The following is a 12426-nucleotide window of genomic DNA, read 5'->3' on the forward strand; positions in this document are numbered from 1 at the left end:
GGAGACCCGGTTGGGGCTTGCCCGGTATCGCAGACGGATGACTGCCGGTTCAAAGGCAGCCCGGACCGCCCGCCGGACCGTACACACGATATCGATACGAGCAGTCCGTATGGCCCGTGCCATGGGCGCCAGACCTGATCACGCAATGCTTGCACGCTTAGCCAGGGATGTCTCAACGCGGCATCGACCAGTGCGTCCGGAACACCGGGCAAACGTGCAACTTTTAACCACCGCACAATCATCCAGTGTTTATCAGTTATCCTTATTGACATGATTTATGGATATAGGCATCGTACGTGACGCCTGTTGAATCGGCAGAATGCAATGCTTTTCCGCGGCTGTACGACTGGTCGAACCAGTTTCAATTCAGGTTGACAGCTACATAACTAAACAATGATGGAGACGACAAATGCGCGCGAAGTTCGTTGGTCAGGTATTGATATCCCCCGGTGCGGGATGGCTGGTCGCGTCGACGGCAATATTGATTTCGCTGTCCGGATGCGGCGGCCATGTCGATGGCAATCCGCCACCGCGCGCAGCGCTGAGCTGCGCGCAACTGGCCGGCATGAGCGTGCCGGCGTCCGCCATCGGTCTGCCGACCACGGGCGCGGTCGTGACGGCGGCAACCACGGTGCCCGCGGCGGGCACGGGCGCCAAGGCGACTGGCGAATTCTGCATGGTCACGGGCGCAATCAGCCCCGTAGATCCTGCGGCGCCAAAGATCAATTTCCAGCTTGCCTTGCCGACCACCTGGAATACCAGGATCATGATGTTCGGCGGCGGCGGCTATGACGGCACGATTCCCTCTCCGACGGGCAATGTTCCTGCAGGCCCGACCGACCAGCTCACCCCGCTTGGACGCGGTTACGCCACCTTCGCAAGCGACTCGGGACACCAGGCCAATGCGCTGGGCAGCAAGGATGGATCGTTCGGTGTGAGCGACGAAGCCGTCCAGAATTTTTCCGGTGACGCGTTGAAGAAAACCCGTGACGCAGCCGTCTATCTGATCGATGCGCGCTACGCGGTCAACGCGCCGACGAGGTCATATTTCGCGGGCGGCTCATCAGGCGGACGCGAGGCACTGGCTGTCGTCCAGCGATGGCCGCAGGACTGGGACGGATCGATCGTCCTGTATCCGGCGTGGAACGCCGCCAGCCTGGATCTGCAGTTCGGCCGGATCACGCGCGCCCTCGCGGCACCCGGTGCGTATCCCGATCAGGCCAAACGCAAGGTGCTTTACGACGCCGTGATGGCTGCGTGCGACACCCTCGATGGCGTAGCGGATGGGCTGATCAGCAACATCAACGCGTGCAATGCGACGTTCAATCCGTCGACGGCCGCCCTGAATGGCACGCCCTTGCGCTGCCCCGGCGGGGCAGACACCGGCGACACCTGCCTGTCGGATGCCCAGATCGCCGCGCTCAACGTGTACAACACGCCGATCACCTTCAGCTACGCACTCGCCAGCGGCGAAACCCAGTATCCCGGGTTTAACGTCTACGGCGCGGATCTGGGCCTCGTGAATGCGTCGCCGTTGCAGCCGACGGTGACGACGCTTGCGCTCGGCACTTCGCAGCCGGCTTCACCGATGCCCAACACCGCGCCGTACCTGAGCGTGTTCTGGGATCAGTGGATCCGCTATTTCGTGACGCGGGATCCGAACTTCAACTCGCTCACCGTCGATCCGCAAAACCCGGGCGCGCTGCAGACACGCATCAGTCAGCTGACAGGCATCCAGGACGACAACAGGACTGACCTGTCGGCCTTCAATGCGAAGGGCGGCAAGATCCTGATGGCGCATGGCATGTCCGATGCGCTCGTCAGCACCCGCTCGACCGAGCAGTACTACCAGCGCCTGCAGACCACCATGGGGGTATCGAACGTCGCCAACTTCGTACGCTTCTACGAAATCCCAGGTTATGGACATGCCGTCAGCACGGTCTACAACGCAGCCTGGGATTCGCTGACCACCATGGAAAACTGGGTCGAACATGGCACGACCCCGCCGCCCCAGATTGTCGCTGACACGGCCGGTGTTCCGGGACGGACCCGACCGTTGTGCGAATTCCCGAGCTGGCCGAAGTACAGCGGCGCGGGCGACGTCAACACGGCCTCGAGCTTCACCTGCGCGACACAATGATCTTTTGGGTATGCAACAGGCGATGGAACTGGCCGAAGGTTTGATTCCATCGCGGTCGCCTTTCGAAGCAGCGGGCAGCAAGAACCGCTCGCCAGAGACGGTGATCGTCGGCAGGCGCGGCCCCAGTCTGGCCGCGCCTGACGCGGTGAATGCCGCGCGCGGGACGCCCATCGAGGTTCGTCAGGTCAGGTACCTGGGAGGCAGTATCGTGCTGGCAGCACACCAGCGTCATTTTGGGTCGCATCGGACTGATGCACCTGATTGTGAAAGGCCAGATGAAATGTTTGGGTAAAACGCCACTGTCTGTCGCGCGGCAGTGCTACCTGTTGACTTTATAAGCAATCCTTCTTGTAAACGAAACTGTGCAGTCGGTGCTGCGCGTGACGGACATCATGAACGACATCGCTTTGGCGTGGGAAGCGCAGAGCACCGGCATAGGGCAGGTGACCAGGCGATCAGTCAAATGGATCAGGTGACCCAGCAGAACGCTCCTCTTGTGGAGGAAGCCTCTGCAGCGACACTGTCGATGGCGACGGAGGCACAGGGTCTGCGCGCAGCGGTGGCATTCTTCAAGGTCGGTTGTGGCTGACTGTCCGGGTTTGGCTCAATCCGCCTGCCGGGCAAATCGTGCCGGCAGGCGGAGAGGATCTGCACGCTCCGTATGGGGCAAATCCGGATGGTTTTGACGCCTTCGCCTGCCGAAAAACAGCACTAAGGGGTTGAGCGGGGTGATGGCCGATACCGGCGGCAGCGCACGGCGAGAGGAGCGCAGGTCTGCGTCGGTCAGAACGTACACGGCGGCACGGTTGCGGGATGACAGCATCTGGAAAGAGATATCAGGTCATTGCCACAGCGGGAAACGCATGGCGTTCGAATCACTGACGACCGACCGGACGACGCTGGCGGCGCAGGATGATGCCCAGCCGTTGCAGCTTGCTGACGACCGCATGCGCCCCGGCTTGTTGGCGCGGCGGAGTAAAACCGCCAGATCCTGCATCAAAAGGACGCGAACACGAGGAACAGTTCGCTCTGACCAGCTTTGTGACGTCGTGACTGCCGAATCTGGCGCTCGACCTGTTCCAGCTGGGCCTCCGGTTGCGGTATCTTCGGATCGAAGTCCGCTTTGTCGATCATACCATCGGCGTGGTTGTCAATGGGGGGTACCGGTCGCAGCTGGTGCGCTTTCCCGAACAGCATCTGTCCGTCGCCGTGCTGTGCAACCGTGGCGATTCGCGGCCGCCCAGGCTCGCCCTGGACGTCGCCGAACTCTATCTGGGCGATCTTCTGAAACCGGACGCATCCAATGGGGGGCGTGCGCTCGGCGCGTTGCCGAACCTCGGCGAACCCCAGGCGATGCCGCTGGGCGCCTACCGCAGTCCGGAAAGCGGCGAGTATCTGTGGCTCATGCGCGATGGCGATAAGCTGAAGCTTCAGTCCGGCACCGATAAGGCGGAACTCCGACCGCCCGGTTCGGACGTCTACGTCGCAGCAGGCTTCAGCCCCTTGGGCGCCGGAGCGGGTGTCGCCTTCATCCCGGCTCATGACGGCCACGCACCGCATCTGGTGACCTACGCCGCAGGATATCCGGGCACATTTGTGCTGACACCGGATTGGGCGCCGGGCGACCTCTCGCGCTTTGTCGGCACCTATTGGAGTCCGGAAGCCCGGATCAGATACAAGATCGTTGCCCACGACGGCGGTCTTGCGCTCGTGGACGGGGCTACCATGGTCCCGCTGCGTCCGGCAGGGGTGGGCGAGTTCGAAGCTCCGGGAGTCCTCGCGACCCTGGCTCCGGGATTTACCGCCACCCTGCGCTTCTCTACCAACGGCGCTGTGGACGGCTTCGTTTACAGCACACCGGACAACCGCGGGCTGAAGTTTCAGCGACGTGTTGTCGTGGGTTCTTGAAGCGGGGAGGCTGTGGAACCGGAGGAATTTCGACGGCCGCCGTGTGCCTTCCATCAACCGGCTCGTGGAGTATCGGCAGGAGTTGGAGGTGCGCTCCTGACCTGTGCGAGCTGCGGTGCAGCCCGCACAGGTCGTCCGACTGCTTCCCGGGCGAGCGCGCGAAACTTCCGAGCCGCTTGAGACCATTTTCGATGATCCAGATGCGCTGGTATTCCTTGACGACCACGAGATCGAATGTCCGCTGCATCAGGGCAGATTCGACGTGCTAACCGGCAACGCGCCATGTGAAGCGCTGGCCAACGAAATTCGCACGTACGAGCTCAGGATCGAGGAAGGGGACGGGTTCGTTCAGGTGTAGCCAGGAACCTGCGGGTGCTCTGGGAGGTAGCCCGCGGTGTGCCGCCGCCCACTCATCCAATGCATCGGATAGGCACACATGGAGCTGTATAACTACCTCGTAAGCGCGAATTTATCAGCACATAGCGCCCGAATTGAGAGCAACGCAAGCTGTGTCCACTGATTCTTTGTGTGCGCTGGTATTTGCGCTAAAAACTTAGTCTGCGCGATCTCGTCGAAATGATGGCTGAACGAGGGGTGTCGCTTGCTCACACGACGATCCTGCGTTGGGCACAGCGCTACACGCCCGAGTTCGTCAAGCGCTGGAACCGGTTCGCAACATCTGCGGGCCGGTCGTGGCGGGTTGACGAGACGTATCTGAACATTCGAGGCAAATCGGTATATCTGTACCGGGCGGTGGATCGGGCCGGGCAGGCGATGGACTTCATGCTCAGGGCAAAGCGCGACGCGAGTGCGGCAAAAGTCTTTTTCCGAAAGGCGATCAAACATCAGGGCCAGCCGCCGGAGATTATCACGCTGGATGGCTATGCTGCTTCGCACCGCGCCGTGCGTGAAATGAAGGTCGATGGCCTGCTGCCTTAGAGGACACGAAGGTCCGGTCCTCGAAGTACCTGAACAATCTGATCAAGCAGGACCATCGAAACATTAAGTCCAGAACGAATGTGATGCTCGGCTTCAAACGGTTCAGGCGCGCCGTGATCACGATTGCCGGCATCGACTGCAGCGCGCCGGGCCGCTCACGATGAAAATCGTGCGAACAGTTGCTTGTGGTTGCGAACGGCCAGCTTCGCATAGGCATTCTTGCGATGCTCCGCCACGGTGTTCGGTGCGATGCCGAGTTTCCGGGCTATTTCCTTCGCGCTCAGACCAAGCAGAATCCGGCTGCAGACCTCGAATTCCCGCGCGCTCAGCATTGGGCAGATTGTGGCAAGGCGCTGCTCGATGGTTGGCGCGACAGCGGCGTACTCCAGCAAGCCGCTGGCCGGGATGTGTGCGTTGCTCGTGACGAGCTGCCGATGCTTGTCCGCACTGGCGGTCAGGATCGGCGCCACGGTGATGAGCCGCGCGTATTCGGAGCTGTCGAAATGCCCCTGGCTCGAATCGCGATAGAGATTGACCGCGATCCAGTTGTCGGGACCGAAGTGCTGGAGCAGCGACAGGCGATCGACGATGCCCGGTCTTTCGTAGCACGACATCCGGTAATCCGCGTTCGCGATATCTTCAGCCCGTTGTCTCTGGATATAGAGTTGTCTTCCTGAGTCGACGTTCGCGGCGCGCAGTTGCCCGGTGGGGTCGGCGTTGTAGTGGCCACCCAGATAGATATAGGCCGTGTCTTCCGCACAGGCCGGCGAAAGCGTACTGCCGGTGCCCAGCAGGTCGGGAGGCGTCAGCCTTGAAAAAGACAGGATGCACAGGTGGGCGAACTTGACCACTTGCGACAGCGAATCCGTCAACTGCCTGGCGTAGCCCGGTTCGCCCACACGCCCAATCAAATCGATGGCGACGGAAACGCACGAGGAAGCCGGCTCCTGGTGAATATCAATGGTTCGCACATCCATGACAACCTCCCCGGAGCGCTGCCGGGGTGTCGGCATAGCTCCCGTGTCCTTTTACGGCTTGGTTTGTCCTGCTAAGCCGCACGGGCGGCCAGCCATTGCTTCGCGGGCCGATAGGGCGCGATCCCGCTGAGCGCCGTTGTATTCACGCTACGCACGAATTCGTGCCCCAATCCGGCACGTGCCAGCAGTATTTGATGAGCGCCGTAGTAACGCACGCACTGTGGGCGGGACGGCCTTGCGCTGCGTCAGCGAAGATATTCATGAAAATCCGCGGCCAGAAAAGTCTGGTTTTATGCTCATCATTATTGAGTATGCTTTGTATTGTTGAGTATAGATCGATGATTTTGAGCGGTCAACCAAGGGGCGAGGGCGTGCAGAAGGGCCTGATCGCCGGAGCAGGTCATGACGCCGGGCATTTCCTTGAGCCGCGAGCCGTCGAAGCTGGCGGATGCGCAGATTCCCTTGAACGGGGTAACTGGATAGAAACCACCCATGAATAAAGGCATACAGTCGATCGAACTTGGTTTTCTGCTGCTGGACGCCTTGCTCGAAGCCGGCGAGCCGACGCCGATGAGCCGTCTCGCGGCGCGCGCCGGGATGACGACGAGCAAGGCGCGCGCTTACCTGATCAGCCTGATGAAGACCGGCCTCGTGACGCAGGTCGGCGAGGCGGGGCCCTATGAGCTTGGACCATCGGCCATCCGCCTGGGGATGGAAGCGCTTCGTCGCGTCGATGCGATGCAGACGGCGCGGCGCGTGATGGCGGAACTCGATCAGACGACGCGGTTGCCGGCCGTCCTGACGATGTGGAACGGCAACGATGCCACGATCGTTGCCCAGAACGAAGGGCTGCGCGATTTCCCCGTCGATTTCCGCGTGGGACGGGCGCTTTCCGCATTGACCCGTACTGCGGCCGGCAGGGTCTTCATCGCCTATCTGCCGCAGGCCTGGACTGCGGCGCAGGTGCGGCGTGAGCTTGCCGAGAACCCGCGCCATGACGATACGCGTCACATCACCGCGCGCTATCTGAAAGAGCAGATCGCCTTGGTGCGAGAGAACGGCATGGCCGTTGTGGACGGATTTCGCGTTTCCCCCGGCATCCTCCTCGACGGCTACTCCGCGATCGCCGTGCCGGTCGTCGATCAGGTCCAGCGGCGGTGCTTCGCCGTATCGATCATCTTCAATCGCGACAGCGATGCTACACAGCGCGCAGCGTACCTGTCCGCTGCGAAACAGGCGTTGAGCCATACCGTGCCGGCCTGTCCCCTGACCGCCTGACGGCGTCTCCGGAGTTAGCACCGCCGGTTTGTTTGAACCGGCTGATTGACCTCCTCCGCGCATCGCGCGGCTTCGCCGGGAGTCCGGATGCGACGAATGCCTCCTGTCGAGGTAGGAGGCAGCGAGGGCCTGCCTCCTACCTCGATGGGATGCCGCGCAAGCGCCGATCGCGCTACGCTGCTCCAAACCACAAAAGGCCCAGCGTGTTGGGCCGGACGGAGACAGTCCCCATGCGTAGCTGGACCACCCGGGCGCGTGCTGTCGACGCGCGCCTGTCGATCGAGCTGATCGAATCGTTGACGCGCTCGCTCGGCACGCCCGCCTGCACGCGCACGATACTCGATGCGTTGAACCGGTTTGCGACGGTCGATCATTGCGCATTGTTCGTTCGACTGAGCGACAACGATTTACGCCTGCTCTGCACCGAGAGCCGCGTATCGCGTTCGAATGCGGCTCGCGCGGCAATGCATTACATGAGCGAAATGCATCTGTACGACGCAGGCCACGATGCGTCGATTGCGATTCGCGAAACTGGCGACGAGTCGGTTCATCTGCGATACCGCACGCGCGAAGAGGTGACCAATGCGCGCTATCGCTCGGCGTGCTACGAGCACGTGGGCATCGAAGACCGGCTCACGATGTCGAATCAGCATGCGGGCGGTACGGCCACATTGCTCCACTGCTATCGCGACCAGAGCACCGGGCGATTTTCCGACGCGGAGCTCGAAGCGCTCACGCAGGTCGCGCCGCTCTTCCTCGCGTTCGCGCAGGCGCACGCCAGACTCACGATCCCCCGCGACATACCGATCTCCCGCTGGCGGGAATCGCTCGACCATAACGCCGGCGTGGCGCTGTCGTCGCGCGAGCTGGATGTCTGTTCGAGTCTGCTGAGCGGCCGCACGCTGGCCGACACCGGCCAGAAGCTCGGCATCAGCATCAACACGGTCATTACCTACAGCCGCAGGGCATACGCCAAGCTCGGCGTCGGGTCCGTCCGGGAACTGCACGACCGGTTGATTCGGGCCGGCGAAACGGCCTCTGCTTACTGATCTACCCATGATGAACGCCGGCTCGAACGGATGAGCCGGCGTCAGACAGGCACGACGTAAAAACGAAAAATACCTATTGGAGACAAAGACGTGAATATCGCCCTATCGGATGACGGAAGCGAAAGCCAGCAAGACCGCGAGGATCGGCTGTACCGCAAGATCACGCTGCGGATCGTACCGTTTCTGTTCATCTGCTACCTCGTTTCATTCCTCGACCGGATCAACATCGGCTTCGCCCATCTCGAGATGACGCGCGATTTGCGCATCAGCGAGGCCGCGTACGGTCTCGGCGCGGGGATTTTCTTTATCGGCTATGTGCTGTTCGAAGTGCCCAGCAATCTGCTGCTGGCAAGGATTGGCGCAAGGCGGACGTTCTGCCGGATCATGGCGTGCTGGGGCATTGTGTCGGCTTGCACGATGTTCGTTCAGACCGCGTGGCAACTCAACGTACTGCGATTTCTGCTGGGGGCATTCGAGGCCGGATTCTTCCCGGGGATCGTCCTGTACCTCACTTACTGGTTTCCGCCGAGGCGCCGCGCCACGGTCGTCTCATGGTTCTTTGCCGGTGCGGCGCTGGCCGGCATGCTGGGCGGCCCACTTTCCGGCTGGATCATGCACAGCATGGCGGGTGCCCACGGCCTGCGCGGCTGGCAATGGATGTTCCTGCTCGAAGGAGTACCGGCCGCGCTGCTGGGCGTGGCGGCCTTCTTTCTTCTCGTCGACCGCCCGGAGCAGGTGGGTTGGCTCACTGACGACGAAAAGTCGGCCTTGCGGCAGGCGTTGTCAGCCGAGCAGCAGGAAAAGCGCGCCGTTTCCGCGGCGTCGGTGGTCGAGGCCTTTCGCAGCGTTCGTCTCTACTGGTGTGCCTTCATCTATTTCGCGCTCGCCTGCGGTTCCTACGCGATCAGTCTCTGGCTTCCCGTGATGCTCAGGGAAGCCGGCGTCAAGGACGTGCTGATGATCGGGATGTACAGCGCCATTCCGTACGGTATCGGCGCGCTCGGTATCGTGCTGATATCGATGCATTCGGACCGCAGGGCGGAGCGGCGCCTGCACTTCACCGTGTGCTCGCTCGCCGGCTCGGCCGCGCTCATGGTCGTTGCGGCCTTCGGCGCCAGCCTGGGCGTGGTCGGGACGCTGGCCACGCTCAGCATTGCGATCGTGTTCATCTATGCGGCGATTCCTATCTTCTGGTCGATACCACCGATGTTTCTGTCCGGTAAGGCTGCCGCCGCGGGCATCGCCCTGGTGAGCAGTCTCGGTTCGCTGGGCGGCTTCGCGAGCCCCTGGCTGATCGGGTTGATCGCGACCCGCACGGGGCGGCTGGGAGACGGTCTGTATGTGATGGCGGCGTTGATGATCGTCAGCGGGCTATCGGTGCTGATTGCGTTGCCGCACGCAACGCGGATCCGGAAGGCGCTGGCCTGAAATCAGTCAAAAGATCATTGGAGACACACGTGAAAAAAGTATATATAGGAATACTACTGACATTTGCTCCGATGGGCATCGCCCATGCGCAAAGCAGTGTCACCTTGTACGGCATCATTTCCGTTTCGACGGAGGCCGTGAACAATGCCGGCGGATCGTCCAACTACCAGATGGTGGGCGGTGTGCCCCAGCCCAGCCGGTTCGGTTTCAGGATCAGGGAGGACCTCGGCGGCAAAAGCGCGGTTATCGCCACGCTGGAAAACGGGTTCGACAACATCAGCGGGAAGCTGGGGCAGGGTGGCAGACTGTTTGGCCGGCAGGCATGGGTCGGGTTGACCAATCCGCAATGGGGGACGCTCACTGCAGGGCGGCAGTACGACGCGTTCTGGGATTACTTCACCTCGATGGCAACGCTGGTCGGAAATATCGGGCAGGTGGATCATCCCGGCGACGCCGACAATCTCATTGGAACATGGCGTTACAGCAATTCGATCAAGTACGTCACGCCCACGTACCGCGGCCTCAATGCGGAGGTGTTGTACGCGTTCAGCAACGCGGCGGGGGAGTTCGGCATCAATCGTGCGTATAGCGTCGGTGCCGGCTACCAGACCGATCGTTTCAGGATCGCAGTCGGTTATGTCCAGCTCGATCAGCCCGGCATGGCTAATCCCAACGGCGCAGTGAGCAACGATTATGGCGGCGCGCCGTTCCTGCTGTTTCGAAACAGCCCGCTGAATCCGTCCGTGGGCGTGCAACGGCAGCGCAACTATGGAATTGGTGGTTACTACGACTTCGGCAATGGCTTACGGTGGGCCGCGCTGATCGATCAGGTGCATTTTACGTATTTTGATCAATCCAGTTTCACGTTGACGAACTACGACACGTCGTTTTCCTACCAATTTACGCCGAGCCTTTATGTTCTAGGCGGCTACATTTATTCGCATGGCCGATACGGCGGGCTTCATGCCCGCTCGCACTGGAACACGGCGGTGCTGAGCCTCGACTACTACCTGTCGAAGCGTACCGATATCAGCCTGACCAACAATTTCCAGCGTGGTTCAGGGAGCCTTGCGCCCGCCGGATTCTATCTGAATGCGCCTTCGACAAGCGGCACCCAGAACGTCGTGATGCTCGGGCTGCGGCACAAATTCTAACCGGCACAACGCGATCGGGAGAGGTTTCCCGACGCGTTGGCCGTAATACGTTATTCCCTCGAAAAAGCATGTTGTTCTCCGCGTCGGATGAATGATTTGTCACCACCGCTTGATGACATGAGTGCACGTCTTCGAACGGTATGCTTAAGTCTACTCAGCATCATCCTTGCAACGTCGAACGGCTTTGAATTCAGGTCGTTCCATGTAATCAGTCGAAAAGCCGTCATATCAGAGGATCGAGTTCATGCAACAAGCTGCCTCAACCGTGTTCCCGCCGAAGCTGACGCTCTACTACAGTCCCAAGGCATGTTCGCTGGCTTCACACATTGCGCTTGAAGAATCGCGCTTGCCTTATGAAACGGTATCCGTCGATATCCGCGCTGGCGAGAACGTCGGCCCGGACTATCTGAAGATCAACCCGGGCGGCATCGTGCCGGCGCTCGCAGCGGGAGACGCAGTGATCACCGAGTCGCAGGCCATTCTGGCCTATATCGCTGACCTTGCCCCGGAGAGCGGGCTCATGCCTCGTCCCGGCACCCGTGCTCGAGCAAAAGCGCACGAGTGGATGAACTGGATTTCCAGCTGCCTGCACGTCACGTACCGATCGATCTTCAGGCCTCAGGCCTATGCGGGAGAGAACCCGGACGCGATTGCCGCGGTGCGGGAGCATGCGAGAAAGAAGCTGGCGACGATGCTCGTCGAGATCGAGACGCGATTGGGCGGTACGCCGTACGCGCTCGGCGAGGACTTCTCGGTGGTCGACGCTTACCTGTTCGTGTTCTATCTGTGGAGCTTCGACGAGCGAATCCAGGCCGAACTGCCGGCCCGGCCCCGGTACGCCGCGCTTGCGGCGCGCGTTTGGGCGCGTGATGCGGTCCGCCTGGCGGTTGCGCGCGAATGGGCAGTGCGCGCTTACGAACTGCCGCCGCAATTCACGTCTGATCTGGCAACCGAAAAATGAGCCTCTACGCGCTGCAGAAAGCGATCTACGAGGTCAATCGCGACGTCAACGCGATGACATGCTACCGCGCAAACCCGCCTGCATTTGCCGAGGGTTACGAACTGACGGTGGAAGAGGCGGCAGCGTTGAGCAAGCCGGATATCGGTCTGCTGTACGTGCTGGGGGTCAACGGTCAATTGCTGATGCACTTTGCCGCAGCCTGTGGCTACGAGTGGAACGCGTATATCGATGCGATGAAACACGGTCTCGAGCTATACGGCCCGGTCCGCGAAGGACTATACGCAACGAAAGGAGTACGGCGATGAGTCTTGTTTTTGTCGGGGTCTGCAGCCATGGGCCGGGCATCACGGCGCGCAGCGAGCGTGCGGACCCGGACCAGTATGCACGCCTGCGAGCCGGATATGCGCGCATGAAGCACGCGCTGGAAGACGCGCGGCCCGACGCGCTGGTCATCATCGCCGCGGAGCACTTTGCCAATTTCTTCATGAACAACATGCCGTCGTTTGCGATGGGCATGGCGCAGCACTATGAAGGTCCGATCGAGGATCCGGAGTGGTTGCGCATCGCTCGCCGCAAAGTGCCGGGAAGCACG

The 12426-nt window shown here is 61.3% G+C and carries 12 protein-coding genes and 4 pseudogenes; 14 read left to right on the top strand and 2 right to left on the bottom strand.

Annotated elements, in window-relative coordinates; genetic code table 11:
* Nucleotides 1-409 precede the first annotated feature (409 nt).
* From VFE81_RS16020 to VFE81_RS16030, 3 genes and pseudogenes are all read left to right on the top strand, one after another.
* On the top strand, nucleotides 410-2140 hold the full coding sequence (locus VFE81_RS16020) for a tannase/feruloyl esterase family alpha/beta hydrolase (protein ID WP_325045539.1): 1731 nt from the start codon (nucleotides 410-412) through the stop codon (nucleotides 2138-2140).
* A gap of 10 nt (nucleotides 2141-2150) precedes the next feature.
* Nucleotides 2151-2432, top strand: a complete 282-nt coding sequence (locus VFE81_RS16025) for a hypothetical protein (RefSeq protein ID WP_325045540.1) — start codon at nucleotides 2151-2153, stop codon at nucleotides 2430-2432.
* Between the two features lie 58 nt (nucleotides 2433-2490).
* Nucleotides 2491-2729, top strand: a pseudogene (locus VFE81_RS16030) (methyl-accepting chemotaxis protein); the annotation flags it as partial.
* Between the two features lie 407 nt (nucleotides 2730-3136).
* On the opposite strand, the gene VFE81_RS16035 reads toward VFE81_RS16030, so the two are convergent.
* Complete coding sequence (locus VFE81_RS16035; RefSeq protein ID WP_325045541.1) at nucleotides 3137-3274, bottom strand: hypothetical protein; 138 nt, start codon at nucleotides 3272-3274, stop codon at nucleotides 3137-3139.
* 42 nt (nucleotides 3275-3316) lie between these two features.
* Between VFE81_RS16035 and VFE81_RS16040 the strand changes: the two genes are divergently transcribed.
* From VFE81_RS16040 to VFE81_RS16050, 3 genes and pseudogenes are all read left to right on the top strand, one after another.
* Nucleotides 3317-4048, top strand: coding sequence for a hypothetical protein (locus VFE81_RS16040; RefSeq protein WP_325045542.1), 732 nt, complete (start codon nucleotides 3317-3319; stop codon nucleotides 4046-4048).
* A gap of 211 nt (nucleotides 4049-4259) precedes the next feature.
* Nucleotides 4260-4406 (top strand): annotated as a pseudogene (locus VFE81_RS28985) (non-heme iron oxygenase ferredoxin subunit); the annotation flags it as partial.
* Between the two features lie 149 nt (nucleotides 4407-4555).
* A pseudogene (locus VFE81_RS16050) lies at nucleotides 4556-5151 on the top strand (IS6 family transposase).
* Here the strand turns inward: VFE81_RS16050 and VFE81_RS16055 are convergent.
* Complete coding sequence (locus VFE81_RS16055) at nucleotides 5143-5964, bottom strand: helix-turn-helix transcriptional regulator (RefSeq protein WP_325045544.1); 822 nt, start codon at nucleotides 5962-5964, stop codon at nucleotides 5143-5145. The pseudogene VFE81_RS16050 and the gene VFE81_RS16055 sit on opposite strands and share 9 nt — an antisense overlap.
* A gap of 260 nt (nucleotides 5965-6224) precedes the next feature.
* On the opposite strand from VFE81_RS16055, the gene VFE81_RS16060 reads away from it, so the two are divergent.
* From VFE81_RS16060 to VFE81_RS16095, 8 genes and pseudogenes are all read left to right on the top strand, one after another.
* Entirely contained in the window at nucleotides 6225-6464 is a 240-nt protein-coding gene (locus VFE81_RS16060; protein ID WP_325045545.1) for a hypothetical protein, read from the top strand.
* Nucleotides 6457-7242 carry an IclR family transcriptional regulator gene (locus VFE81_RS16065; RefSeq protein WP_325045546.1) on the top strand — a complete coding sequence of 262 codons (786 nt, stop codon included), beginning with the start codon at nucleotides 6457-6459 and terminating at the stop codon, nucleotides 7240-7242. The genes VFE81_RS16060 and VFE81_RS16065 overlap by 8 nt, the downstream gene beginning before the upstream one ends.
* Before the next feature lie 230 nt (nucleotides 7243-7472).
* Nucleotides 7473-8291, top strand: coding sequence for a helix-turn-helix transcriptional regulator (locus VFE81_RS16070; RefSeq protein WP_325045547.1), 819 nt, complete (start codon nucleotides 7473-7475; stop codon nucleotides 8289-8291).
* Between the two features lie 90 nt (nucleotides 8292-8381).
* Nucleotides 8382-9719 (top strand): MFS transporter, encoded by a 1338-nt coding sequence (locus tag VFE81_RS16075; protein WP_325045548.1) that lies wholly within the window; start codon nucleotides 8382-8384, stop codon nucleotides 9717-9719.
* Between the two features lie 71 nt (nucleotides 9720-9790).
* Complete coding sequence (locus VFE81_RS16080; RefSeq protein ID WP_325045549.1) at nucleotides 9791-10873, top strand: porin; 1083 nt, start codon at nucleotides 9791-9793, stop codon at nucleotides 10871-10873.
* 244 nt (nucleotides 10874-11117) lie between these two features.
* On the top strand, nucleotides 11118-11834 hold the full coding sequence (locus VFE81_RS16085; protein WP_325045550.1) for a glutathione S-transferase family protein: 717 nt from the start codon (nucleotides 11118-11120) through the stop codon (nucleotides 11832-11834).
* Nucleotides 11831-12139: an aromatic ring-opening dioxygenase subunit LigA gene (locus VFE81_RS16090; protein ID WP_325045551.1), complete on the top strand. Its 309-nt coding sequence runs from the start codon at nucleotides 11831-11833 to the stop codon at nucleotides 12137-12139. Before VFE81_RS16085 ends, VFE81_RS16090 begins: the two co-directional genes overlap by 4 nt.
* A pseudogene (locus tag VFE81_RS16095) lies at nucleotides 12136-12426 on the top strand (extradiol ring-cleavage dioxygenase); the annotation flags it as partial. The gene VFE81_RS16090 and the pseudogene VFE81_RS16095, both read left to right, overlap by 4 nt.

It is taken from the genome of Paraburkholderia sp. (assembly GCF_035656215.1).
In the GTDB taxonomy this organism is placed as follows: domain Bacteria; phylum Pseudomonadota; class Gammaproteobacteria; order Burkholderiales; family Burkholderiaceae; genus Paraburkholderia.